The organism is Reyranella sp. (assembly GCF_044224635.1).
Classification (GTDB): Bacteria; Pseudomonadota; Alphaproteobacteria; order Reyranellales; family Reyranellaceae; genus Reyranella.
Genome location: NZ_JBGAKA010000037.1, coordinates 1 through 21,575 on the forward strand (window position 1 = coordinate 1; position 21,575 = coordinate 21,575).

A 21,575-nucleotide genomic window follows, 5' to 3' on the forward strand; every position below is an offset into this window, starting at 1 on the left:
ACCGCACCCCCGACGCGGCCGGATCGGCCTATTGGACCGGGCAGATCAAGCAGGTGCTGCAGGCCGGCCAGTCGGTGGGCCAGGTGCTGATCAACATCATCAGCGGGGCGCAGGACACGGCGGCCGCCAAGGACATCACCGCGCTGATGAGCAAGGTGGCGGTGAGCATCGCCTACGTCGGCGAGCAGGTGGAGCACGGGATCGAATGGGCCGGCGCCAGCGACATCGCGGTGGCGACGGCGCTGCTCGATGGCGTGACGACCGATCCGCAGAGCCTGCTGGTCGGCATCCGCAACGCCGAGGTCCTGATCGCCAATCACGCGTGATCTCGACGCGGTGATCATTCCTCCTACGAAAATAGGGGCGGGCACCGCCCCTATTTTCACGGCATCGTGGTGCGCGCCGGGCGGGCGGGCCGGTTGTCTCCCCAGCTTCGCTGGGGAGGTGTCGGCATCTGCAGGCTTTTTGCCGCTACGCGGCCAAAAGCCGACGCCGACGGAGGGGGTCATGCGCTGGGAGCGCACCCCTGACAAGAAACAAGCTCTTCCGCCGGGAGCGCGCCATTTCAGTCGGAGCAATCTCCGCCTGAAGCGGCGCGCTCGCGGCCCATGGCGTGCTCCGCCGGCGACCTTTCTCAATATGGATATACTATCGGCCAGTATGGATTGATTTCATATCGACATCGGTCATCCTCGAAACTTCGGAGCTGGTCACCATCCGGTAATTCGGCAGACCGCCGGCGAGATGAAGGACGCGAGGTCGAACACGATTCGAATCTTCGCGCGCACCCTCCAAAGGGATTTCCCGTCAGTCGCTAAAGGCGGGACTCGATCGGCCGTCCCGTGATAAATACGTGACATCGGGGAGCTGGCACGAGGGGACAACCATGGCTTGGTACACTGGAAAAGTCTTTCGTGGCGTCGACTACAATCCGACCTGGCCGGGGTGGACCCAGGGCCCGAGCGGCGCGCCCGAAACCAGATTGCAGACGTTCGATTCCGACATGTTCAATGACGCCTTCGCCTCGCTGTGGGGCAAGGGGTTCCAGACGCCGCCAACGGGCGACGCCAGCGCGCCGATCCAGAACGGCGTCTACCGCGATGACCTGGGGACGATCGCCAGCGAGGGCTTCAACCTGGTGCGGCTCTACAACTGGGGCATCGCCCGCGGCACCGATCCCTCGCAGGCGCCCAACTTCTCCGGGCTCGATCACGTCAACTTCCTGACCTACGCCAAGACCCTCGGCATCACGGTCGTCGTGCCGGTGTCCGACTACTTCCTGACCAACGACGCGTTTGCCTGGAACAACACGACGCCCAACGCCAGTTATTCGTTCGGCTCGGCGACCAGCGACATCCAGAGCGACCTCAATCAGTTCATCGCCAGCATCACCGATCCCACGACCGGCAAGATCTTCACCAACGTCCAGATCGCCGTCGGCAACGAGGGTGATCTCGGCGAGGGCGGCGTCTACCACAATCCCGCGGACCCAGGCCCGCCCAACACCAATGCCTCCGACTTCCTGGCGCGCACGATCTGGTGGATCAAGAACCTGCACGAGAAGATCAACGGCGCGGGCGGCGTCAACGGCCCGAGCGGCGACATCGTGCCGATCACGGCCACCTTCGCCAATGGCGACCAAGGCGCCACACCGACCGACCCCACCCATCCCGGCAAGTGGGGGAGCTGGATGAACTGGGTGATCTCGGGGGTAGAAGCCGGACAGCACGCTCCCGTTGGCTGGAACGTCAACAACTACAATCCTCCCGGCCAGACCTTCGCGAACGCCGTGACCGGCCTCGCCGCCGCCGATCCGACCTACGCCAGCTACTACTACAACAGCTTCAACATCGGACAGGCCTCGACGACGTCACCTTTCGGAAACGGGATCAAGGACACGCTCATCCTCTACGACGAGGCCGCCACGCCGTGGCCGGGTGCCGGCGCCGCCAACGTACCGCTGATGTTGATGGAGGTGTTCAACACCAACCGCAACGCCGTCGACGGCGATGGCAATCCGATTTGGCCCACGCCGGCCGACCAGGCCTTGTCCGCGGTCAACGAAGCCAAGACCATCGAAAGCTATCTTGCCCTGCACAATGCCGACACGGCGCACAGCACGACCAACCTGATCGGCTACAACTATTTCGAGTTCACCGACGAGCCGGCCGCAGGCAAGTTCGTCGGCCTCTACCAGTACGGCTCGCTGCTCCAGAACGCCCACACCGGGACCACCAGCATCTTCTATGATTCCCGCGGCGGGTATCCCGACTTCATCTTCCCGGTCCACGAGCTCGTCGCGACGCCGGGGCCGGGCGGCCAGGGCACCCTGGCGGGAGCCTGGACAGCCACCTTCCCGAACGCCCTGAATGCCCATAACGATGCCTTCGTGGTCCTGCAGGGCCAGTCGCTGACGGCCGGCGCGCCGCTCGGCGTCATGAGCAACGACGTATCCGAGGCGCCCGGCGCGGTAGCGCTGCTGTCGGGGGCTTTGAAGGGCCTGCTGGGGCTCGGTCTGGATGGCGCGGTCACCTATACGCCGGGCGCCGGCTTCTTCGGCGTCGATACCTTCAGCTACGCCGCTTTTGGCGAGTACGGAGCGGCCGACCGGGGCGAGGCGACGATCCACGTCGTTCCCGTCATCGCCGGCCCGACCACGACGACCTTGAACCTGCTCGCCCTCACCGCCGAGGAGCAGGTCGCCTCGACCTATGCGGCGTTCTTCGGCCGCGCCGCCGATGCGGCGGGTTTCGAGTTCTGGGTCGACGAGTTCAACCACAACCTGCCGACCCAGGGCCCCGCGGCCGTGTTCGCCAACATCGCCCACTCGTTCGCCGCCAGCGCCGAGGCCACGGCGCTCTACCCGTTCCTGGCCAACCCGGCCGGCGCGAGCGACGCGCAGATCGGCGCCTTCCTCGGCAGCGTCTACAACAACCTGTTCGACCGCACCCCCGACGCGGGCGGATCGGCCTATTGGACCGGGCAGGTCAAGCAGGCGGTGCAGGCCGGCCAGTCGGTGGGCCAGGTGCTGATCAACATCATCAGCGGGGCGCAGGACACGGCGGCCGCCAAGGACATCACCACGCTGATGAGCAAGGTGGCGGTGAGCATCGCCTACGTCGGCGAGCAGGAAGCCCACGGGATCGAGTGGGCCGGCGCCAGCGACATCGCGGCGGCGACGGCGCTGCTCGACGGCGTGACCGCCGATCCGCAGAGCCTGCTGGTCGGCATCCGCAACGCCGAGGTCCTGATCGCCAATCACGCGTGATCGGCAGCAGCGGACGGCGTTGATTCGAGCGCCGTTCGCGGCGAACGGATCACATCATGCTGCCCTCCCTGCGCGAAGCGCGGGGAGGTGCCCCGTCATACGGGGCGGAGGGGTCATGAGCCCCAGTCGAAGCGTCCGTCCCTGTCCTTTCCGTTCAGGGCTTCGTAGATCGTTTCGACGACACTGTCCCGATCCATACGTGTGTTGCTCATGACCCCTCCGCCCCCTGCGGGGGCACCTCCCCAACGCAAGCGTTGGGGAGGACAGCCCAACACGCTACCGCTCCACCCAGACGTCCTCGAAGCGCCAGTTGTTGTAGATGCTGTTGACGTGCAGGGTGATGTTCCTGACCTGCGGCTGCCAGCAGCCCGCGGCGCGGCCGTAGAAGATGATCGGGCGCGCGATCTCGGCCTGCAGCATGTGGTCGGTCTGCCACACCATCTGCTGGCGCTTCTTGGGATCGGGCTCGCGCGACTGGGCCTCGAACCGCCTGGTCATGTCGGCATTGCAGTAGCCGTTGTAGTTGCGCAGCGAGCCGCAGCCGTAGCTCTCGAAGAAGGCGACGTCGGGATCGTCGACCGCGATGCCGCTGAGGTTCAGGGCGACGACGTAGTCCTTCTTGAAGACGCGGTTGTAGTAGACCGCGGTGTCGATGATCTCGAGCTCGCCGTCGACGAAGACGTGCTTCAGCTGATCGATCAGGATCACCGCCGGGTCCTTGAAGGTCGCGATGTTGCGGGTGCTGACCTTGATCTTGAGCCGCTTGTCAGGACCGTAGCCTGCCTCCTTCATGAGCGCCCGCGCCTCCTCGCGCGCCTTGCCGACGTCGCCGTAGCCGGGCAGGTCCTTCAGCATCTCGGGCGTCATGCCCCAGGCACCGTCGGGCGGCGGCAGCATGATGCCCGCCATCTTGTTCTCGCCCTCGCTCAGGATGTCGATGAAGGATTGCCGGTCCAGGGTGAGCGCGAGCGCGCGCCGGATCCCGGGATTGTCGAACGGCGGCGCATCCTGGTTGACGATCAGGTTAACGCTGACGCCGCTCTCGCGCATGGTGCATTGCGCCTTGGGCGCCTCGGCGCGGATGTTCTTCAGCAACGGCACCGTGACATCGGTCGGGAAGGTCATGTCGAACTTGCCGGCGATGAAGGACAGCATGCGCGTCGAGCGGTCGGGGATGATGGTGAACTCGATGCGGTCGAGATAGGGCAGGCCCTTCTTCCAATAGTCCTCGTTCCTCGTGAGCTTGATGCCTTCGTTCATCTTGAACTCGGCAAGCTTGAAGGGTCCGGTGCCGACCGGCCGGCGGCGCATCTGGTCGGGCGGAATGTGGCAGGGATAGATCGGCGTATAGCCCGAGGCGAGCAGCGCCAGCAGCGAGGGCTGCGGCGCCTTCAGGTGGAAGGTGGCCTGGGAATCGCTGTCGGCGGTGACCTTCTCGACGTTGGTCCACCAGGTCGCGCGCGGATTGCGCCGGAGCTTGTTCTCGCCGCTCAGCAGCAGCTCGAAGGTGCAGGCCACGTCCTTGGCCGTGAACGGCTTGCCGTCGTGCCAGCGCACGCCGTCGCGCGTCTTGAACACCAGCCTGGTGCCGCCTTCCTGCCAGGCCCAGCTCGCCGCGAGGTCGGGCACGATCGAGTCCAGGCTGTTCCTCGGCACGTGCTGGTCGAACATCACCAGGTTGTTGTAGAGCGACATGAAGGGCACCGCGACCGACACCGTCGCCTCCTCGTGGATCGAGGCGCTGGGCGGGCTGTCCATGTGCTGGATCCTGAGCACGCCGCCGCTCTTCTGCGCCGCTGCCGGACCCGCGACGAGCAGGCCCAGCATCAACGCAAGACACGCAATACGACCATTCTCGCTTATCACTGTTTCCTCCGTCCCTGGTTCTTCTTTCAGGCCATCAGCATGGCACGAAAGGGCGCTCGGTCGATGGCGACGAGCGGGAGGAGACGGAGATTCTGTCTGCCAGACGAAACGAAGGGTCATCTCATTTTCCTCCCCAACGCTTGCGTTGGGGAGGTGCCCCCGCAGGGGGCGGAGGGGTCATGAGCAACACACGTGCGGCCTGAAACGAACGAACGCTTCGACTGAGGCTCTTGACCCCTCCGCCCCGTATGACGGGGCACCTCCCCGCGCTTCGCGCAGGGAGGGAAACAAGATCTGTGGCGCGCTCCCGGCGATGAAGGACGCCGCCATAACGGAGGCTCAAGCCGCCTGCCTGAAATCTCCAATCTGGGCGTCGAAGGCGCGCTTGAAGGCAGGCCGCGCGGTGCAGCGTCGGACGTAGGCGGCAAGGCGCCTGTCGCCGGCGACGATGTCGGTGTGGCCGAGGATGCGCAGCACGGTCGCCATCATCAGGTCACCTGCCGTGAAGCGGTCGCCATCGAGATAGGGCTTGTCTCTGCCCGAGCTTTCGATAGTCGCCGACAGTGTGCTGCTCACGAATGGAAGCAGCGATGTCGGGCAACGCTTCCTGGAAGCCAAGAGGACGAGCCGCTGGCCACTGGATCAGCCGCGCTCAGTTCACCGGCGACACGCGCAGCTGATAGGGCTCCTCGAGCAGCTTGCACTCGTCGGCGGTGAGCGCGACCTCCGTCGCCTTCGCGGCCGAGCTCAGCTGGTCGAGATCGGTGGCGCCGATGATGGGCGCGCCCATGTAGGGCTTGCTGAGCAGCCAGGCCAATGCCGTCTGGGCGGGCGAGGCGTTCTTGGCCAGAGCGACCTTCTTGACCCGCTCGACGATCTCCCAGTCGCCGTCGCGATAGGTGCCGGCGCGCACCTGCGCGTCGTTCCTCGAGCGCTCGGTGGCGCCGCCGCCGTCGCGGCTGCGGTTGCCGGCGAGGAAGCCGCGCGCCAGCGGCGAGTACGGGATCAGGCCGACGCCCTGCTCGTGGCACAGGCGGTTCATCTCGCTCTCCTCCTCGCGCTGGATGAGATTGTAGAGATTCTGCATCGCTATCGGCCGCGCATAGCCCTTCCAGTCGGCCAGCATGATCATCTGGGCGAACTTGTAGGCCGGCATGGTCGAGCCGCCGATGTAGCGCACCTTGCCCGAGCGCACGATCTGGTCGAGCGTGTACATGGTCTCTTCCATCGGCGTGTGCGGGTCGAGGCGATGGACCTGGTAGACGTCGATATAGTCGGTCTGCAGGCGCTTGAGCTGCTCGTCGATCGCGGCCATCAGATGCTTGCGCCCGGTGCCGACGTCGTTCTCGGCCTTGCTCATGCGGATGCCGACCTTGGTCGACAGCACGAGATTCTCGCGCTTGGTCATCTTCATGAGCGTGGCGCCCATGATCTCCTCCGAGCGGCCGGCATTGTAGGCATCCGCGGTGTCGAAGAAGGTGATGCCGACGTCGAGCGCGCGCTTGAAATAGGCCGGCGCCTCGACCTCGTCGAACTTGCCCCAGCCGCGGTTGCCCTTGGCTCCCCACGAGTTGCCGCCGAGACAGATGCGGCTGACGATCAGGCCCGAGCGGCCGAGCGGTCCGTACTTCATGAAGATTCCCCCTTGCTGGCGCGAGCATATGCTCCCACCTTTGGCCCATGAAAGTCCTGATCGAATACTGCGGCGCTTGAGGTTACAAGCCGCAGGCCCTCCGGGTGAGGGATCGCCTCCACAAGCTCGGCGCCGCCGACATTGAGTTGAAGGTCGGCAAGTCCGGCCAGTTCGACGTCACCGTCGACGGCACGCTCGAATACACGCGCAGCAAGACCGGCCGTTTTCCGACCGACGACGAGATCGACGACCTGGCGCCGGGGTAGCTCCTTTCACTCTCCTCCCCAACGAAGTTGGGAAGGAACACGAACGCCTACCCCAGCACTTCCTTGTTGACGACGTTGGCGGCATTGGTGCGGCCGTCGAACACGCTCAGGATGTTCTCGATCGCGGTCTGCGCCATGCGATCGCTCGCCTCCTTGGTGACGCCGGCCATGTGCGGGCTGAAGATCACGTTCTCCAGGCCGAACAGCTTGTTGGACGGATCGGGCGGCTCGCGGTCGAGCACGTCGAGGCCGGCGCCGCGCAGCTTGCCGGTGGCGAGCGCGGCGTAGAGCGCCGCCTCGTTGACGATGCCGCCGCGCGCGGTGTTCACCAGGAAGGCATCCGGCTTCATCAGCGCCAGCGTCTCGGCGTTGAACATGTCGACGGTCTCGGGCGACTTCGGGCAGTGGATCGACACGAAATCGACCTTGGGCAGAATCGCCTTGAGGTCGGCCACCTTCTTGGCGCCGGCCTTCTCGATCTCGGCAGCGGAGATGCCGGGATCGATCACGAAGACATCCATCTCGAAGGCGACGCTGCGCTTCACCGTGCGCGAGCCGATGCGGCCCATGCCGACCACCAGGATCGACTTGCCGAAGAGATCGGCCGGCAGGTCGGAGAGGCGCTGGCCCCAGCTGTCGTCGCGCACGAAACGGTCCATCTTCCTCACCAGCCGCGCCGAGGCGAGCAGCATGTACATGGCGTGCTCGGCGACCGACACCGAGTTGGCGATGCCGGTGGTCATCAGCGGGATCTTGCGCTTGTTCAGCGCCGGGATCTCGACGGCATCGAAGCCGACGCCGAGCCGCGCCACCACCATCATGCCCGGCGCGGCATCGAGCTCGGCCTGGCGGAACGGCGTGGCGCCCAGGGTGACGGCATTGGCGTCCTTGAGCTTGGGATGCAGCGAGGGCACCGAATCGTCGGCCAGGATCTCGTAGTCGACGTCGTCGCGCGTCTTCAGCACGTCGATTCCGGCCTGCGGCATGCGGCCGACGATCAGCACCTTCTTGCGGTTCTTGCCGGAATTACCCGTGGTCATCGTTTCCCCTGCAGTCACTGCTTGCGAACGGCGGCGATCCTAGGGCGCTGAACCGGCCGGCGCTAGCGGTGGTTTCGCGGCGCTCGTGCTCTTGCGGACCGCGGCCGTCCCGCCGGTGCGTCGAAAGGCATTCATGGCCGGCGGCGCGCCACGTCAGTGGCGCCTCTTCCGCATCGTCGACGACGACGCGCCACCGAAGTGGCGCGCCCCCAGCACATCGTCAGGGCAGATAGTGAAGCGGCAGCCGCGTGGTCGACTTGATCTCCTCCATGGCGAACATGGAGGTGACGTCGCTGAGCTCGATCTTGGCGATCAGGCGTTTGTAGAAGGCGTCGTAGGCCTCGATGTCGGGCAGCGCCAGGCGGATAAGGTAATCGATCTCGCCGCTCATGCGGTAGCAGTCCATGACTTCGGGGAACGACGCCACCGCCTTGGCGAAGCGGCCGAGCCACTGGGCATTGTGCTGGGCGGTGCGCACCGCCACGAACACCGTGACGCCGGCATTCATCGCCTTGCGGTCGAGCAGCGCCACCCTGGTGCGGATGATGCCGGCGTCCTGCAGGCGGTTGATCCGCCGCCAGCACGGCGTGGTCGACAGGCCGACCCGGCGGGCGAGCTCGGCCAGCGCCATGCTGGCATCGTCCTGCAGGCAATCGAGGATCTTCTTGTCGAACGAATCAAGGTGAATTTTCTCGGCCATGCCCGTCCCTTGGAATGATTTTCTCAGCCTAGCGCGATTTGGCGCAAAAGTAGCAAGCCGTTTTTGCCGCCAACCAGTACGCTTTGCCCATGCTCCACCGCTTCACCGATCATCCCGCCTCGGTCAACGAGACCTACCTGCAGCACATGGGCATGGCCTTCGGCTTTGGCGGTCGCATGCTGCTGGGCAGCCTCGCCTGCTTCGTGCACGGCGTCTTCCCGTGGTTGTGCCTGACCCGCGGCAGCGACACGATCCGGACGCTGCACCATCGCATGGTGAGCCATCGCGTGGTGCGTCCGGCGGTTCAGGATCGCGCCGCCCCCGACACCAGCGCCGTGGCGGCCGGCGACTAGCGCAATACTCGAGCTGATGGAGCCGCTCGCGCTTTCCGGACGACGCCAATCGCAGATCCCGGCCGCCAGCGGCCGACTGCCTGCCTGCGATAGCCGTGATGAGCGAGGACAAGAGGCCCAGCGGGCCTGATCTGACGCAAGGCGTGCGGCTTGCCGATTTCGCCGACGGCAAGCTCGTCGGTCATGTCGGAGATGACGACGTTCTGCTGGTGCTGACAGGCTCGGAGGATCGTGATCGTGGGTGGCGGCGCGGCGGGCTTCGCCGCGGCCGAGATGCTGCGGCGCGAGGGGTTCGCCGGCACCGTCACCCTGCTGAGCGACGATGCGGCGGAGCCGGTCGACCGGCCCAACCTGTCCAAGGAGAGCTTCATCGACGGCAGCATCCAGAAGCGCGACTGTCTCGTGGAATACCGCCGGAGCGGCCGCGTCCTGGCCGTTGCCTCGATCTACCGCGACCTCGCGTCCCTCGAGCGTGAGCTGTCGATGGAGCGGGAGGCCGGCTAGGGTCGCTGCCCCTCCTCGGCACGCGCCGGCTGGCGTGCTATGCTGCAAGCGAATTTCGCGGACCAAGGCTTGCCGGCACAGGCAGGGGCACGGTCGCGTCTGCAACCTGGTCCCTGCGCCTCGCGTTCGCGAATGACGGGCACAACGAAGGAGGGATCATGCATACGCCGCTCAGGATCACATTCCAGAACACGCCCTCCAGCGAGGCCATCCGTCGACTGATCGAGGAGCAGGCCGAGCATCTCGAGCAGTTCTTCGGCCGCATGACGGCATGCCACGTCGTCTTCAGCCTGCCCGATGGCAATCATCGCAACGGGGGGCTCTACGAGGTGTCCGTGCACATCAAGATGCCCGGCGGCATGACGGTCGACATCGACCGCACACCCGGGCTCGACGAGCGCTTTTCCGGCCCTCAGTTCGCCGTCAACGACGCTTTCCGGCGCGCCAGCCGCCGCCTGAAGGATCGCGCCAAGGTCATGCGGCACGACGTGAAGTCGCTTCACAAGCGCGTCGACCGCAACCTCGACCAGCCACCGGAGAAGTCCGGCTAGCGACGTGCCGAAGTAAATATAGAAGGGACGCCCGCCTTTGGTGTCATCCTGAGCGCCGCGAAGGATCTCATCGCCAGAAGTTGCAAAGCACACCTGTGCAAACGGCGATGAGGTCGCTGCGCTCAGGACGACAGAAAAGAGCGTCGGCGCACGCCCTTCTCGTCGAGCCGCTCGCGCAGCAGGCCGAGGCGGTCGCCGCCCCAGAACAGCTCGCCGTCGAAGACGAAGGTCGGCACGCCGAACACGCCGGATGCTTCCGCAGCGCTGCGCAGGCGATCGTGCTCGGTGCCGCCGTCGCCGGCGAGGAAGGATGTGAAGCCATCCGGCGCGCCGATCTCGGCCATCAGCGCCGCCACGGCCTCGACGCTTTCGGGATCGAGCTCGCGGCGCCAGAAGCGATCGAACGCGAGATCGTTGTAGGCACGGAACACGCCGTGCCTCTGGGCATAGAGCATGCCGGCATTGGCGGGCCGGGCGGTGTAGATCTTCTTCGGGCCCCTGAGCGTCAGCCCCTGCTTGTTGGCGAGCCGGCGGGCATCCATGTAGCTGTAGCGCACCCGCCGCCAATGATGCGGATCGCGCGCGTCCACCGAGCCCATGTAGGAGGCGATGTCGAGCGTGTAGGGCCGCCACAGCAGGGCGATCTCGTAGTCGGCCTCGAGCGCATAGGCCCCCGCCTTGGCGACGAAGGCATAGGGGCTGACATAGTCGCTCCACAGCGTGACCTCTGGGTTCACAGGCGTGCGCTTTCGCGACGCCACATCCACCAGAAGGCGGCGCCGACCACGGCCGCCAGCACCACCCCGATCGTCAGCAAGGCGGCCGAGTCCTGGACCCACGCGACCGCCGGCACCAGCAGCGCGAGAACGCAGCCGACCGCGCCGACGCGCCACGCCCTGGCATGGATGCCGGCGACGACCGTGCCGAGCGCCAGCAGGATCAGCAGGGTGAGGCTGGTGGCGTTGTCGTTCTCGATGCCGCGCACCTGCGGCAGGAACATCAGCCACATCGCCGCGACAAAGGCCAGCCAATGCAGCGCCTGCGTCGCGATCAGCTGCAGGCGCTCGCCGCGCGTTGCGAGCCTGCTCCAGCCCGACGTGACGCTGATCAGCCCATAGATGGGCGCCAGCGCCATCCAGTAGTAGTAAGTGATCCGGCCGTGGAAGGCCGTGAGCACGACGCCGCCCAGCGCCAGGGCCAGCATGGCCGCGTAGGGAAGATCCCGCAGCAGCCAGTGCCTCAGGCCCGGCGCCGGTGACGGCTCCGTGCTCAACGCCTGTCCTTCGAGGCTGATCCAGGCGTCATCTCTGGTCGCGGGCCAGCCGGCGTTCGACGACGCGCGACCACAGGGTGGCGCCCAGGGTGATGATCTCGTCGTTGAAATCGTAGCCCGGGTTATGGACCTCGCAGCCGCCTTCGCCGCCGCCGTTGCCGATGTTGATGAAGGCGCCGGGCACCTTCTCCAGCATGTAGGAGAAATCCTCGGAGGCCATGACGTACGGGCCCTCGCGGTTCATGTTCTCCTCGCCCACGATCTCGGCCGCGACGTCGGCGATGAACGTCACAGCGTCCCGGTTGTTGACCAGCGGCGGGAAGACCACGCGCACGTCAGCCTCGGCATGGCCGCCCAGCGTGCTCGCGATGCCCGTCGAGATCGTCTCGATGCGCTCCTTGACCAGCGCCATCGTCTCCTTGCGGAAGGCGCGGATGGTGCCGCGCAGCACCGCCTCCTGCGGGATCACGTTGTAGGCGTCGCCGGCATGCATCTGGGTGACCGAGATCACCGCCGAATCGAGCGCGGCCACGTTGCGCGACACCACGCTCTGCAGCGCCGAGATGATCTGGGTGGCGATGATCACCGGGTCGATGCCGCTTTCCGGCCGCGCGCCGTGCGCGCCCTTGCCGGTGATCCTGATGTCGAACAGGCCGCCGCCGGCCATCTGCGGGCCCGAGCGGATGGCGAACTTGCCGACATCGAGCTTGGGCCGGTTGTGCATGCCGAAGATCACCTCGCAGGGGAACTTCTCGAACAGCCCGTCCTTGACCATCGCCTCGGCGCCGCCGCGGCCCTCCTCGGCCGGCTGGAAGATGAAGTGCACCGTGCCGTCGAAATTGCGGGTCGCCGACAGGTACCTGGCGGCGCCCAGCAGCATGGTGGTGTGGCCGTCATGGCCGCAGGCATGCATGCGGCCCTGGTGCCGGCTGCGATGGTCGAAGGTGTTGTGCTCGTCCATCGGCAGGGCGTCCATGTCGGCGCGCAGGCCTATGGCGCGCGGATTGTTGCCGACGCGGATGGTGCCGACCACGCCGGTCTTGCCGATGCCGGTGGTCACCTCGCAACCCCATTCCTTGAGCTTGCCGGCGACGATCCGCGAGGTCCGCTCCTCCTCGAAGCCGAGCTCGGGATGGGCGTGGATGTCGCGCCGGATGGCGGTCAGCTCGGCGGTGGCGGCGGCAATCGCAGGTTCGATCTTCATGAGGCTCAGGGCTCCAGCAGGAAAGAGGTCATTACACGCCGAAACTCGGCGCCGTGCACGTTCGGATAGAAGTGGCCGCCGTTCTCCAGCACATGGGCGCGCGCGCCCGGGATCAGCCGGACCAGCTCCTCGGTGAAATAGAGCGGCGTCACGACGTCGTCGCGGGCGCAGATCGCCAGCGTGGGCGACCGTATCGCCGACAGCCGGTCACGCTGGTCGTGCGCCGTGATGGCGGCGATGCGCGACAGCACGATCTCGGGAATCGGGATCGTCTCGTGCGCCTTGGCCTCGATCGCCGCCAGCTCGGCATCGTGGTCGCGCACCCAGGACGGCATGTGCAGCACCAGCGCGCTCGAGCGTGTGTAGGCCAGCGGGCCCAGCTCGCGCAGCACCTGGGAGCGGTTCTCGAACAGGCGACGGAAATAGGCATCGGTCTTGCCCCAGGTGGCGCTCAGCACCAGGCGATCGATGCGCTTGCTGTGCTCGATCGCCATGATCTGGCCCATCGCCCCGCCGGTCGAATGGCCGCACCAGTGGACCTTGTCGTAGCCCAGCCCCTCGATCAGCTGCAGCGCATCGTCGGCCATCTGGGCCACGCTGTAGGCGATGCGCGAGAGCGTGCTGCGCCCGGTGCCGCGATGATCGTGCACGGTCACCGTGAAATGGCGCGACAGCTCCGCCAGCTGGGCGTCCCAGAAGCGGCCGTCGCCGCCCAGCCCGGCCACCAGGAACAGCGGCGGTCCGCTGCCGTGCGTCTCGTAGTAGAGCTCGGCGCCATCGCGCAGCCTGAATTGCGGCATATCCTCTCCTCGGTTTGCCCGGCCCGGTGAACGCCGTAAGCTAGCTCAACTTTCTCGCACCGGGGATCAACTGTTGCGGCAGGCACATTCCGTTCGGCTGTTCCAGCCGAACGAAATGGGCTTTGACGAATGGAGGAAAGCGCACGATGAAGCGCCTGTCGATCGTCGTCTTGAGCCTGCTGTCGGCGGCTGCCTGCAAGCCCCAGGAGCAGGTCGTGTCGCTCTCCATTCCGCGCCCGGCGCCGGACGATCCCAAGCCGGCCGGCATTGCCTACCTGTGCGACGGCCGCAAGGAAGTGTCGGTGGTCTATGCCAAGAACCGCGCCTCGGTGACCTTCGACGGCCGCACCTGGCGCATGGAGTACCAGCCGACCGGCGACGGCTTCCGCTACGTCGACGCCGGCAACGAATGGATCGGCCGCGACGAGCTGGCCAGCCTGCGCGACGCCAGCCACCGTCCCCTCGCCTTCAACTGCCGCCCGGTGCGAAGGACGACCTGACCCAGGGCAGCGGCGGAACTGACCGGAGAGGCGGGAATCGCCTTTCCCGGCGGCCGGTGTGACGAACTCGCCCTTTGCGATCGAACCGGTTCCTGCCAGGACGACATATGCACATCGAGCAGCTTTCCACCTGGACCCACGCCCACGTCTTCGACACGACCAGCCGCCGCGCCGAGCGCGGCACGCGCCTGGTGTTCGCCATAACGATCGCCGCGATGATCGTCGAGATCGGCGCCGGCTGGTGGTTCAACTCGATGGCCCTGCTCGCCGACGGCTGGCACATGAGCTCGCACGCCCTGGCCATCGGGCTCTCGGCGCTGGCCTATGCCGCGGCGCGCCGCCTCGCGACGGACCGGCGCTTTGCCTTCGGCACGTGGAAGGTCGAAGTGCTGGGCGGCTTCGCGAGCGCCGTGCTGCTGCTCGGCGTCGCCGGGCTCATGGCCTTTGCATCGATCGACAGGATGCTGGCGCCCGAGCCGATACGCTATCGCGAGGCCATCGTGGTCGCCGGCCTGGGGCTGCTCGTCAATGTCGTGTGCGCCTTCATCCTGGGTGGCGCCCATCACGGTCACCACCATGACCACGCCCACGACCACGGGCATGCACACGGTCACGATCACACGCACGACCTCAACCTCAGGTCCGCCTATCTGCACGTCATGGCGGACGCCGCGACGTCGGTGCTGGCGATCATCGCGCTGGCCGGGGGTTGGTTGTACGGCTGGGACTGGCTCGATCCGGCCATGGGGCTGGCGGGCTCCGCGCTGGTGGCGATCTGGGCCAAGGGGTTGATCGTGGAAACGGGCAAGGTCCTGCTCGACCGCGAGATGGATCATCCAGTCGTGAACGAGATCCGCGAGGTCGTCGAGGATCCTCAGTTTCCCGGCGAGAGCCGTGTCACGGACCTCCATGTCTGGCGCGTCGGCAAAGCGGTCTATTCGTGCGCACTGACCATCGTCACGCACGACGCCGCGCTCTCGCCGGAGGAAATGCGCCGCCGCCTGTCGATCCACGAGGAAATCGTCCATTCGACCATCGAGATCCACCTGTGCCCCGATGCGCACTAAAGCGTGATTTTCTTTGGTTGAAACACCGAAGAAAACCTCATCCTGAGGAGCGGCCGCCAAGCCGCGTCTCGAAGGGTGGGCAGCAGCAACGTTGTCGCCCACCCTTCGAGACGCATCGCTGCGCGATGCTCCTCAGGGTGAGGTACTCTTTGGTGCTTCAATCCGAATATGACGCTCTCGCGAAGCAACGGCAGCGCATGCCGCGCTCACCCTACACTCGCAGCCACAGCTTGATCGCGTAGCCGACCAGCGCCGTCACCCCGACGCCGGCGGCCCACAGGCCGACGAACCACAGCCACTGTCGCGGTCCGGGCATGCCAAGCTTGGCCATGGTCAATGGTAGCCCTCGTGGCCGGTCTTGCCGCGGAACACCCAGTAGGAATAGGCGGTGTAGGCCATGATGATCGGCACCATCACCAGGGCGCCGGGCAGCATGAATATCAGGCTCGCGGTGGGTGCAGCGGCGTCCCAGATCGAGATCTTCGGCGGCACGACGTAGGGGAACAGGCTGATGCCGAGGCCGGCCAGGGTCAGCGTGAAGACCGCCAGCGCCATCAGGAAGGGCGTGACGTGATGGCGGCGCGCCAGGCCCACGAAGAACGCCACGGTGGCGATCGCGACCAGCAGCGGCACCTGCGCGGTGAACAGCACCTGCGGCCAGGCGAACCAGCGCTTCCAGTAGACGTCGCTCAGGAACGGCGTCGCCGCGCTCACTGCGGCGATGGCGACGATGGTGCCGATGCCGAGGCCAAAGGCCAGGCGATAGCAGCGCTCCTGAAGGCTGCCCTCGCTCTTCATGATCAGCCAGGCGGCGCCCAGCAGCGCATAGCCGCAGACCAGGCTCACGCCGACCAGCACGCTGAACGGCGTCAGCCAGTCAAACCAGCCGCCGACATAGATGCGGCTGTCGACCGCGACGCCCTGCAGCAGCGCCCCCAGGGTGATGCCCTGCGCCAGGGCAGCGACCACCGAGCCGACGCTGAACGCGACGTCCCACAAGGCGCGATGGCGCGGATCGCGCCAGCGGAACTCGAAGGCGACGCCGCGGAAGATCAGCGCCAGCAGCATGGCCACGATCGGCGCATAGAGCGCCGACAGGATGGTGGCATAAGCGAGCGGAAATGCGGCCAGCAGGCCGCCGCCGCCCAGCACCAGCCAGGTCTCGTTGCCGTCCCACACCGGGGCGATCGAGTTCATGGCGCTGTCGCGCTCGCGTCCTGGCGGCAGCCGGGAGAACAGGATGCCGATGCCGAGATCGAAGCCGTCCGTCACGACATAGGCGAAGATCGCGAAGGCGATGATGAACGCCCAGATCGTCGGCAGGTCGAAGGTGAGCATGATCAGGTCCCTCCCTTCGGCGTCGCGACCGGTTCGGCAATGGCCGGCGCCGGCGTGATGCCGGCGGCACGCACCGGCTGGTCGCGCTCGGGTCCCGGCTCGTCACGATGCGGCGAATGGCTCATCAGCCGCAGGATGTAATAGACGCCGGCGCCGAACACGATGAAGTAGACCGCGATGAAGGCCACCAGCGACGCCGCCACGGCTGGCGCCTGCAACGGCGAGACCGAGTCCGATGTGCGCAGCAGGCCATGCACCGTGAAGGGCTGGCGGCCGACCTCGGTCGTCACCCAGCCGGCGATCACGGCGACGAACCCTGCCGGTCCCATCGCCAGCGCGTAGCGATGCAGCAGCTTCCAGTCGAACAGCCGGCGCTTGAATCGCGCCAGCAGGCTGAACCCGGCCAGCGCCAGCATCAGGAGGCCGAGCCCGACCATGATGCGGAACGACCAGAACACGATCGCCACCGGCGGCCAGTCCTTGCGGTCGACCGTGTCGAGCCCCTTGAGCGGCGCATCCAGCGAGTGCTTCAGGATCAGCGACGAGGCCTTGGGGATCTCGATCGCATAGCGCATCTCGCCGGCTGCCTGGTCGGGCCAGCCGAACAGCACCAGCGGCGCCCCGTCGAGGTGGCTCTTGAAGTGGCCCTCCATGGCCATGATCTTGACCGGCTGGTGCTCGAGCGTGTTGAGCCCCTGCTGGTCGCCGGCCAGGATCTGCAAGGGCGCCACCACCGTGATCATGCCCATCGCCATCGAGAACATGGTGCGCGCGCCCTCGTTGGTGCGCTCGCGCAGGAGATGCCAGGCGCCGACCGCGCCGACGACCAGCGCCGTCGTCAGGTAGGCCGCCATCACGGTGTGCGCCAGGCGATAGGGGAAGGACGGGTTGAAGACGATGGCGAGCCAGTCGACCGGCACGAACTGGCCGGCTGCATTGGTGGCGAAGCCCGCCGGCGTCTGCATCCAGCTGTTGGCCGACAGGATCCAGAAGGCCGAGATGAAGGTGCCGACCGCGACCGCCAGCGTGGCGAAAAAATGCAAGCCGCGGCCGACGCGGTTCATGCCGAACAGCATGACTCCCAGGAAGCCCGCCTCGAGGAAGAAGGCCGTCAGCACCTCGTAGGCCATCAGCGGGCCGATCACCGGCCCGGCCCTGTCGGAGAACACCGACCAGTTGGTGCCGAACTGGTAGGACATGACGATGCCCGACACCACGCCCATGCCGAAAACCAGCGCGAAGATCTTCAGCCAGTAGCGGAACAGGTCGATATAGACCTGCCGTCCGGTCCACAGCCACAGCCCCTCGAGCACCGCGAGATAGCTCGCCAGCCCGATCGAGAACGACGGGAAGATGAAATGGAACGAGACGGTGAAGGCGAACTGCAGGCGGGCCAGCAGGGTGGCGTCGAGGGATTCGAGCATGGTGACGTGCTCCGCAAACGCTGACGTTCATTCCAACCTCACCCTGAGGAGCGGCCCGCAAGGCCGCGTCTCGAAGGGTGGGCAACGCGGTGGATGCTGCAACCGGCTTGTTCTGCGAGTTCATTTGTGGCCCATCCTTCGAGACGGCCGCTGCGCGGCCTCCTCAGGATGAGGACATTGCCTGGAGCTCGTAACAATTTCGGCACCATGAGAACGTGCTCCTCCAGCGGGCCGGCTCCACGCTCACACGATACGTTGGGCGTAAGCCGGCGATTTCAACGCCGTCGTCAGGAGATCGAGTGCGGCCGAGAGATCGGCGCGGCTGCGCGCGGCGCCGAGGGCGACGCGGATCGCGTGCTCGGGATTGCCGTCGACGGCAAAGCTGTCGCTGGTGACCACGGCGAGCCCCTGTCGTTGAACGTGCGCGGCGAACTCGGCCCGGGTCCAAGTCGGCGGCAGCGCCAGCCAGACATGGTGACCCTTCGGGTGCGCAGCATAACTCTGTCCCGAAAGCGCCTTGGCCGCCAGCTTCTGTCTTGCCGCAGCCTCGGCCGCGATCGCCGCGACGATCGAATCGGCGCTGCCGTCGGCCAGCCAGCGCATCACCAGCGCAACGGTGAGCGGCACCGGCATCTGCGACACCGTGCGCAGCGCATGCGTCACCGCGGCCGCGGCGGCGCGATCCGGCATCAGCACGAACGCCACGCGCAATCCCGGCGCGATGCACTTGGCGAGGCTGGCAGCGAGATAGCTGCGCTCCGGGATCAGCGTCGCGATCGGCTGCTGCCTGGGATCGAGGCTGCCGTAGGCGTCGTCCTCGACGAGCGCGAGGTCGTGGCGACGGATCATCGCGGCGAGCTGCTCGCGGCGCGACAGGGGGATGGTGAGCGTGGTCGGGTTGTGGATGGTCGGGATCAGGTACACCGCCTTGGGCGCGTGCCGCCGGCAGGCCGCCTCGAGCGCCTCCGGGATCATGCCGTCGCGATCGGCCTCGATGCCGGCCAGGCGAACGCCGAGCGCGGCCGCGGCGGCCTTGAAGCCGGGATAGGTCAGCCGGTCGGTCAGCACCGTGTCGCCCGGTCGGGTCAGCGCCAGCAGCAGCGCCAACAGGGCGCTCTGCGTGCCCGGCGACACGATCAGCCGGTCGGCGGCTGCGCCGCGCACGCGGCGGCGCAGCCAGTCCGCCGCCGTGCCGCGGTCGTTCTCGCTGCCGCCGGCATGGTGGTAGCTCAGGAAGTCGGAGAAGCCGTGCTCGCGCCGCAGCTCGCTGAGGCCGCGCGCGATGCGGCCGTCGAGATCGGCCTCGATCGGCTCGGGCGGCAGGTTCATCGACAGGTCGAAATCGATGCCGGCCGGGGCGCGGGCGACGCGCAGCCGGCTCTCGGCGACGAATGTCCCCTGCCCGACCCGCGCTTCGGTCAGCCCGCGGCGGCGCGCCTCATTGTAGGCGCGCGTCACCGTCGTCAGATCGACGCCCAGCGCCGTCGCCAGCGCACGATGGGTCGGCAGGCGCTGCCCGCGATGCAGCCGCCCCGCGGCGATGTCGCGGCTCAAGGCCTCGACGATGCTTTCGTAGAGCGGTCCCGACTGATCCTGAATTGTAGGGGTCCAGTCCATACAATTTCCCTTTTGTAGGTTGATTGTATGGTTCACGTAGGCGATGTTCAAGCCCACGATTTTTCCTCCCCAGCTTGCTGGGGAGGTGTCCGCGAAGCGGACGGAGGGGTCATAGGCATCAGTGCTGGTGCCCATGACCCCTCCGTCGCCGTAAGACGGCGACACCTCCCCAGCTCCGCTGGGGAGGAGTTTGGAGAAGGAGCAGCCGACAATGTCCCAGCCCGAGAAAGCAAGCCTCTACCTGCTGCGCGGCCTGCGCGGCCGCTGCCCGGCGTGCGGCGAGGGCCGGCTGTTCCGAGCCTTCACCAAGGTGGTCGATCGCTGCCCACAGTGCGGCGAAGCGCTCTACCATCACCGCGCCGACGATTTCCCGGCCTACCTGACGATCGTCATCGTCGGACACATCGTCGTGCCGCTGACGCTCTATGTCGAGCTCGCCTACACGCCGAGCTACGGGGTGCACGCGATGATCTGGCTGCCCGTCATCCTGGGCCTGGCGCTCGGCCTGCTGCAGCCGATCAAGGGCACGATCGTCGCCATGCAATGGCTGATGGGCATGCACGGCTTCGCCGCGGCGAAGCAGGCGCGCGAGGTGTCAGCCCCAGCCGTCGAAGATCTCGCCGATGGCAGCACGGTCGAGGCGAGCGCGCAGGCACGTCTCGAGCAGCACACGCGCCTTCAGCGGATGCAGGCGGCCGCCCCAGATCAGGCCGGCCTCGCGCAAGGCGATCTCCGAGCTCGCACCGCCGTAGGTCTGGCGTAGCATCGGCCCGCCGCCGGCGCGCGGCGACACGACGGTCGGCAGGATGCCGGCCAAGCGCGTGGCCGTCCCGGTCATGCGCTCGGGCAGATGGCCGCCGCCCATGGCGCCCAGCACGACGCCGCGATAGCCGAGATGGTCCGGCGCCTCGATCAGCGCCTCGAGCACCCTCCCGGGCTCGTCGAGCGATGTCCAGAACAGGGCGACCGGTTGGGCCTCGGCGGACAGCGACGCCAGGCGTGGCCGCGCCGCGGCGATGGCATCGCGCACCGGCAGGCTCATCGGCACCACGCGATCCTCGACCAGCGCCGCCAGCGGCCCGGTCTGCGGCGAGACGAAGGCATTGAGCCGGGTCGGATGGGCCTTCAGCACGTCGGCGACGGCATGGACCTCGTCCAGCATCACCGCCAGGACGCCGAGCGCGCGGGCATGTCGGCGCATCCAGGGATCGCAGGCGACGCGCACGGCGGCCAGCAGGTTGCCCGGCCCGTCGGGCGAGGTCAGCGCGGGATTGCGCATCGCCGCCGTCACGATCACCGGAATGTCGAGATCGAGCAGCAGGTCGAGCAGGAAGCCCGTCTCCTCCAGCGTGTCGGTGCCCTGCGTCACCACCACGCCGTCGACCTTCAGCGACCTGATCTTCGCGGCGAGCGCGTGGATCTGGTCGAAGGAGAGCGAATGGCTGCCGACGCGCGACACCGTCTCGGCGGCGATCTCGGCCAGCCCGCCGAGGCGCGGCACGGCGGCCACCAGATCGTCGGCGCCCAGCCCCATCTGCATGGCGCCCGATGCATCGGGCCGCGTGGCGATGGTGCCGCCGAGTGCCAGGATGTGAATACGCGGTTTGCTCATGGCCCCAACCTGAAGGACTTGAAGAAGCGATCGGCCTCGGGCGTGCGCAGCGCGTCGGCCGGTGCGAGATAGGCGAGCGACACGAAGCGGCGGCCCTTCAGCACCACGAGCTGGCGCAGCACGCTGCCGCCCACGACCGGGCCGACGGACTCGGCGGCCGGCGCGCCCTGCACGTCGCGCCAGTCGAGGCGGCTCCAGCGCCCGCCGTCGAGCCGCCGCGCCCGATCGTCGAGCACCGCCTGCAGGTTGGCCTTGGGCACGCGCACATCGATGTCGGCCGGATAAAGCGCGGTCTGCGCGACGAAGGAGAGGCGGCGGAATTCCAGGCTGTAGGAATGCAGGACGAACGCCGTGCCGCCGGGCGATGTCGTGTCGAGCTGCTTGTAGAGCGGCTGCCCCGGCATATCGACGGAGAACGACCCGTCGGCCCCCTGCACGACCATCCACGCCGGCTTCTGGATCTGGGCGCGGGCGTTGCTACTGGCGACGAGGGCGAGCGATGCTGCGAGGAGCAGGCGGCGGCCCAAATCCCTCCTCCCCAGCTTCGCTGGGGAGGTGT

Annotated in this window: 20 protein-coding genes and 3 pseudogenes; 9 read left to right on the top strand and 14 right to left on the bottom strand. The window is 67.1% G+C overall.

Annotation, left to right across the window (positions count from 1 at the left end; all coding sequences use genetic code 11):
* Positions 1 to 326 (top strand): hypothetical protein (locus ACILR9_RS26430; RefSeq protein ID WP_395712968.1); only part of this gene is annotated, 326 nt, incomplete at its 5' end.
* A gap of 560 nt (positions 327 to 886) precedes the next feature.
* Positions 887 to 3,268, top strand: coding sequence for a DUF4214 domain-containing protein (locus tag ACILR9_RS26435; protein ID WP_395712969.1), 2,382 nt, complete (start codon positions 887 to 889; stop codon positions 3,266 to 3,268).
* Between the two features lie 276 nt (positions 3,269 to 3,544).
* Here ACILR9_RS26435 and ACILR9_RS26440 read toward each other — a convergent pair whose 3' ends face one another.
* The 3 genes from ACILR9_RS26440 to ACILR9_RS26450 form a co-directional block, all read right to left on the bottom strand.
* Positions 3,545 to 5,095 carry an ABC transporter substrate-binding protein gene (locus tag ACILR9_RS26440; protein ID WP_395712970.1) on the bottom strand — a complete coding sequence of 517 codons (1,551 nt, stop codon included), beginning with the start codon at positions 5,093 to 5,095 and terminating at the stop codon, positions 3,545 to 3,547.
* A gap of 378 nt (positions 5,096 to 5,473) precedes the next feature.
* Positions 5,474 to 5,710 (bottom strand): glutathione binding-like protein, encoded by a 237-nt coding sequence (locus tag ACILR9_RS26445; protein ID WP_395712971.1) that lies wholly within the window; start codon positions 5,708 to 5,710, stop codon positions 5,474 to 5,476.
* Between the two features lie 76 nt (positions 5,711 to 5,786).
* Complete coding sequence (locus ACILR9_RS26450; RefSeq protein ID WP_395712972.1) at positions 5,787 to 6,767, bottom strand: aldo/keto reductase; 981 nt, start codon at positions 6,765 to 6,767, stop codon at positions 5,787 to 5,789.
* 95 nt (positions 6,768 to 6,862) lie between these two features.
* Here ACILR9_RS26450 and ACILR9_RS26455 point away from each other — a divergent pair.
* A pseudogene (locus tag ACILR9_RS26455) lies at positions 6,863 to 7,033 on the top strand (Rdx family protein); the annotation flags it as partial.
* 47 nt (positions 7,034 to 7,080) lie between these two features.
* On the opposite strand, the gene ACILR9_RS26460 reads toward ACILR9_RS26455, so the two are convergent.
* Positions 7,081 to 8,073: a hydroxyacid dehydrogenase gene (locus tag ACILR9_RS26460; protein ID WP_395712973.1), complete on the bottom strand. Its 993-nt coding sequence runs from the start codon at positions 8,071 to 8,073 to the stop codon at positions 7,081 to 7,083.
* A 220-nt stretch (positions 8,074 to 8,293) separates the two neighbouring features.
* The gene (locus tag ACILR9_RS26465) at positions 8,294 to 8,773 is read right to left on the bottom strand and encodes an Lrp/AsnC family transcriptional regulator (protein ID WP_395712974.1); all 480 of its coding nucleotides are present in this window, start codon (positions 8,771 to 8,773) and stop codon (positions 8,294 to 8,296) included.
* 89 nt (positions 8,774 to 8,862) lie between these two features.
* Here ACILR9_RS26465 and ACILR9_RS26470 point away from each other — a divergent pair, with 89 nt between their 5' ends.
* The 3 genes and pseudogenes from ACILR9_RS26470 to ACILR9_RS26480 all read left to right on the top strand — a co-directional run bounded on the left by ACILR9_RS26470 (position 8,863) and on the right by ACILR9_RS26480 (position 10,181).
* Positions 8,863 to 9,126 carry a DUF6356 family protein gene (locus ACILR9_RS26470; protein WP_395712975.1) on the top strand — a complete coding sequence of 88 codons (264 nt, stop codon included), beginning with the start codon at positions 8,863 to 8,865 and terminating at the stop codon, positions 9,124 to 9,126.
* 98 nt (positions 9,127 to 9,224) lie between these two features.
* Positions 9,225 to 9,507: pseudogene (locus ACILR9_RS26475) on the top strand (FAD-dependent oxidoreductase); the annotation flags it as partial.
* A 281-nt stretch (positions 9,508 to 9,788) separates the two neighbouring features.
* A complete protein-coding gene (locus tag ACILR9_RS26480; RefSeq protein WP_395712976.1) occupies positions 9,789 to 10,181 on the top strand; it encodes an HPF/RaiA family ribosome-associated protein in 393 nt (130 codons plus the stop codon).
* Positions 10,182 to 10,303: 122 nt separating this feature from the next.
* Here ACILR9_RS26480 and ACILR9_RS26485 read toward each other — a convergent pair whose 3' ends face one another.
* From ACILR9_RS26485 to ACILR9_RS26500, 4 genes are read right to left on the bottom strand one after another with little or no spacing between them, the layout of a single operon-like run.
* Positions 10,304 to 10,918, bottom strand: coding sequence for a DsbA family protein (locus ACILR9_RS26485; protein WP_395712977.1), 615 nt, complete (start codon positions 10,916 to 10,918; stop codon positions 10,304 to 10,306).
* A complete protein-coding gene (locus ACILR9_RS26490; RefSeq protein ID WP_395712978.1) occupies positions 10,915 to 11,454 on the bottom strand; it encodes a hypothetical protein in 540 nt (179 codons plus the stop codon). Before ACILR9_RS26490 ends, ACILR9_RS26485 begins: the two co-directional genes overlap by 4 nt.
* A gap of 28 nt (positions 11,455 to 11,482) precedes the next feature.
* Positions 11,483 to 12,658, bottom strand: coding sequence for a M20 aminoacylase family protein (locus ACILR9_RS26495; RefSeq protein WP_395712979.1), 1,176 nt, complete (start codon positions 12,656 to 12,658; stop codon positions 11,483 to 11,485).
* 5 nt (positions 12,659 to 12,663) lie between these two features.
* On the bottom strand, positions 12,664 to 13,458 hold the full coding sequence (locus tag ACILR9_RS26500) for an alpha/beta fold hydrolase (protein WP_395712980.1): 795 nt from the start codon (positions 13,456 to 13,458) through the stop codon (positions 12,664 to 12,666).
* A gap of 146 nt (positions 13,459 to 13,604) precedes the next feature.
* Here ACILR9_RS26500 and ACILR9_RS26505 point away from each other — a divergent pair, with 146 nt between their 5' ends.
* Both ACILR9_RS26505 and dmeF read left to right on the top strand, forming a co-directional pair.
* Entirely contained in the window at positions 13,605 to 13,958 is a 354-nt protein-coding gene (locus ACILR9_RS26505) for an MliC family protein (protein WP_395712981.1), read from the top strand.
* Between the two features lie 107 nt (positions 13,959 to 14,065).
* Positions 14,066 to 15,025 (top strand): CDF family Co(II)/Ni(II) efflux transporter DmeF, encoded by a 960-nt coding sequence (gene dmeF / locus ACILR9_RS26510; protein ID WP_395712982.1) that lies wholly within the window; start codon positions 14,066 to 14,068, stop codon positions 15,023 to 15,025.
* A 333-nt stretch (positions 15,026 to 15,358) separates the two neighbouring features.
* On the opposite strand, the gene cydB is transcribed toward dmeF, so the two are convergent.
* The 3 genes from cydB to ACILR9_RS26525 form a co-directional block, all read right to left on the bottom strand.
* The gene (cydB, locus tag ACILR9_RS26515) at positions 15,359 to 16,366 is read right to left on the bottom strand and encodes a cytochrome d ubiquinol oxidase subunit II (protein WP_395713030.1); all 1,008 of its coding nucleotides are present in this window, start codon (positions 16,364 to 16,366) and stop codon (positions 15,359 to 15,361) included.
* Positions 16,366 to 17,787 carry a cytochrome ubiquinol oxidase subunit I gene (locus ACILR9_RS26520; RefSeq protein WP_395712983.1) on the bottom strand — a complete coding sequence of 474 codons (1,422 nt, stop codon included), beginning with the start codon at positions 17,785 to 17,787 and terminating at the stop codon, positions 16,366 to 16,368. The genes cydB and ACILR9_RS26520 overlap by 1 nt, the downstream gene beginning before the upstream one ends.
* 243 nt (positions 17,788 to 18,030) lie before the next feature.
* A complete protein-coding gene (locus tag ACILR9_RS26525; RefSeq protein ID WP_395712984.1) occupies positions 18,031 to 19,404 on the bottom strand; it encodes a PLP-dependent aminotransferase family protein in 1,374 nt (457 codons plus the stop codon).
* Positions 19,405 to 19,615: 211 nt separating this feature from the next.
* Here ACILR9_RS26525 and ACILR9_RS26530 point away from each other — a divergent pair.
* Positions 19,616 to 19,939: pseudogene (locus tag ACILR9_RS26530) on the top strand (DUF983 domain-containing protein); the annotation flags it as partial.
* Between the two features lie 60 nt (positions 19,940 to 19,999).
* Here the strand turns inward: ACILR9_RS26530 and ACILR9_RS26535 are convergent.
* Positions 20,000 to 21,016: an asparaginase gene (locus ACILR9_RS26535; protein WP_395712985.1), complete on the bottom strand. Its 1,017-nt coding sequence runs from the start codon at positions 21,014 to 21,016 to the stop codon at positions 20,000 to 20,002.
* Positions 21,013 to 21,543 carry a hypothetical protein gene (locus tag ACILR9_RS26540; RefSeq protein ID WP_395712986.1) on the bottom strand — a complete coding sequence of 177 codons (531 nt, stop codon included), beginning with the start codon at positions 21,541 to 21,543 and terminating at the stop codon, positions 21,013 to 21,015. The genes ACILR9_RS26535 and ACILR9_RS26540 overlap by 4 nt, the downstream gene beginning before the upstream one ends.
* Positions 21,544 to 21,575 lie beyond the last annotated feature (32 nt).

What these genes read in the sequence shown, in the direction of transcription:
- ACILR9_RS26435 (WP_395712969.1), top strand. Translation starts at nt 887, where the DNA reads ATGGCTTGGTACACTGGAAAAGTCTTTCGTGGCGTCGACTACAATCCG.
- ACILR9_RS26440 (WP_395712970.1), bottom strand. Translation starts at nt 5,095, where the DNA reads ATGCTGGGCCTGCTCGTCGCGGGTCCGGCAGCGGCGCAGAAGAGCGGC.
- ACILR9_RS26450 (WP_395712972.1), bottom strand. Translation starts at nt 6,767, where the DNA reads ATGAAGTACGGACCGCTCGGCCGCTCGGGCCTGATCGTCAGCCGCATC.
- ACILR9_RS26460 (WP_395712973.1), bottom strand. Translation starts at nt 8,073, where the DNA reads ATGACCACGGGTAATTCCGGCAAGAACCGCAAGAAGGTGCTGATCGTC.
- ACILR9_RS26465 (WP_395712974.1), bottom strand. Translation starts at nt 8,773, where the DNA reads ATGGCCGAGAAAATTCACCTTGATTCGTTCGACAAGAAGATCCTCGAT.
- ACILR9_RS26470 (WP_395712975.1), top strand. Translation starts at nt 8,863, where the DNA reads ATGCTCCACCGCTTCACCGATCATCCCGCCTCGGTCAACGAGACCTAC.
- ACILR9_RS26480 (WP_395712976.1), top strand. Translation starts at nt 9,789, where the DNA reads ATGCATACGCCGCTCAGGATCACATTCCAGAACACGCCCTCCAGCGAG.
- ACILR9_RS26495 (WP_395712979.1), bottom strand. Translation starts at nt 12,658, where the DNA reads ATGAAGATCGAACCTGCGATTGCCGCCGCCACCGCCGAGCTGACCGCC.
- ACILR9_RS26500 (WP_395712980.1), bottom strand. Translation starts at nt 13,458, where the DNA reads ATGCCGCAATTCAGGCTGCGCGATGGCGCCGAGCTCTACTACGAGACG.
- ACILR9_RS26505 (WP_395712981.1), top strand. Translation starts at nt 13,605, where the DNA reads ATGAAGCGCCTGTCGATCGTCGTCTTGAGCCTGCTGTCGGCGGCTGCC.
- dmeF (WP_395712982.1), top strand. Translation starts at nt 14,066, where the DNA reads ATGCACATCGAGCAGCTTTCCACCTGGACCCACGCCCACGTCTTCGAC.
- ACILR9_RS26520 (WP_395712983.1), bottom strand. Translation starts at nt 17,787, where the DNA reads ATGCTCGAATCCCTCGACGCCACCCTGCTGGCCCGCCTGCAGTTCGCC.
- ACILR9_RS26525 (WP_395712984.1), bottom strand. Translation starts at nt 19,404, where the DNA reads ATGGACTGGACCCCTACAATTCAGGATCAGTCGGGACCGCTCTACGAA.
- ACILR9_RS26535 (WP_395712985.1), bottom strand. Translation starts at nt 21,016, where the DNA reads ATGAGCAAACCGCGTATTCACATCCTGGCACTCGGCGGCACCATCGCC.